Source organism: Candidatus Symbiopectobacterium sp. (assembly GCF_020054415.1).
In the GTDB taxonomy this organism is placed as follows: Bacteria; Pseudomonadota; Gammaproteobacteria; order Enterobacterales; family Enterobacteriaceae; genus Symbiopectobacterium.
Genome location: NZ_JAHWCO010000145.1, coordinates 1 through 1,490 on the forward strand (window position 1 = coordinate 1; position 1,490 = coordinate 1,490).

Here is a 1,490-nt window from a genome sequence, read left to right on the forward strand (position 1 = left end):
GGCTTTGTTGAATAATAGGTAATCATGCTGTTTTTCCATGCCAGTTTTGGTTGAAAATTCTTGTCATCTCAGGTGTACACTTTTCTCATGAGGCCTAACTGCATGATTTTACGTTGCGAGGATCCGTCGTTTCACTGGGCTGCCAGCATAAAATCTATTTATTCAACAAAGCCGTGCAGACGATGAGTCAACAAAAATTGGGCGTGCTGATGGTGAATCTGGGGACGCCCGAAGCCCCGACGCCGCAGGCGGTGAAACGCTATCTGGCACAGTTTCTTAGTGATAAACGCGTCGTAGATACGCCGCGCTGGCTCTGGTGGCCGCTGTTGAATGGCGTGATCCTGCCTTTTCGTTCTCCCCGTGTCGCCAAACTCTATCAGTCTATCTGGACGGTTAACGGTTCTCCGCTGTTGGCATTCAGTCGACGTCAGGAATGTGCGCTCTCCGCCCGTTTAGGCGACGATATTCCGGTGGCGCTTGGCATGAGCTATGGTTCGCCGAGCTTGCTGTCGGCGCTGGATAGCCTGTTGTCGCAAGGTGTCACTCAACTGGTGGTGCTGCCGCTTTATCCGCAATACTCCTGCTCTACCACCGGTGCAGTATGGGATGGGCTGGCCGATGCACTGCGCACGCGCCGCCAGGTGCCCGGTATCCGTTTTATCCGCGACTATGCGACGCACCCGGTCTATATCGATGCGCTAAAGCAGCGTGTGGAAGCGTCATTTTCGCTGCACGGCGTGCCAGACCGCTTAGTGATATCGTTCCATGGCATTCCGGTGCGTTATGCTACGGAAGGGGATGACTATCCTCTGCGCTGTCAGGCGACGGCACAGGCGCTGATCGCTGCATTGGGGCTGGCACCGGAACAGGCGCAAATGACATTCCAATCACGTTTTGGCCGTGAACCTTGGCTCACCCCTTATACGGATGAAACATTAAAGGGATTACCTGCGCAGGGGATCAAACGCATTCAGGTTATTTGCCCTGGGCTTGCAGCCGATTGTCTGGAAACGTTGGAAGAAATTCAGGAGCAGAACCGGGAGATTTTCCTGCATGCTGGCGGTGAACAGTTTGCTTATATTCCGGCGTTAAATGATGATGCGCGGCACATTGATTTGTTTGAAGCGCTGGTGCGTGACGAGTAGTTAAAACAGTACAGATAAAAAAAATGTATTAGTCGCGACTAGATCTGACAATGGACCTTGAAAGGTTGAGAGTTACCGGTTTTGATATGGGTGTCTAATCCTTAAACAAAACGCGAGGTAACTCTCATGCTTCATACTAACAAATCCCATTATCAAACACAAAGCCGGCCTGCTCAATCTCGCCGAAGAACTCGGTAACGCATCAAAAGCCTGCAAGATCATGGGCGTGTCACGCGATACATTTTACCGTTATCAGGAACTGGCTGCTGAAGGCGGCATTGATGCGCTGGTTAACCAGAACCGTCGGGTTCCGAACCTGAAGAACCGCGCCGACGAAGCCACTGA

2 protein-coding genes are annotated in these 1,490 nt (G+C 51.9%); both read left to right on the plus strand.

Annotated elements, in window-relative coordinates; translation table 11 throughout:
* The first annotated feature begins 182 nt into the window (after positions 1-182).
* Positions 183-1,145 carry a ferrochelatase gene (hemH, locus tag QZ506_RS04435; RefSeq protein ID WP_291969342.1) on the plus strand — a complete coding sequence of 321 codons (963 nt, stop codon included), beginning with the start codon at positions 183-185 and terminating at the stop codon, positions 1,143-1,145.
* Positions 1,146-1,278: 133 nt separating this feature from the next.
* On the plus strand, positions 1,279-1,490 hold a 212-nt coding region (locus QZ506_RS04440; RefSeq protein WP_291969344.1), incomplete at its 3' end, for a helix-turn-helix domain-containing protein.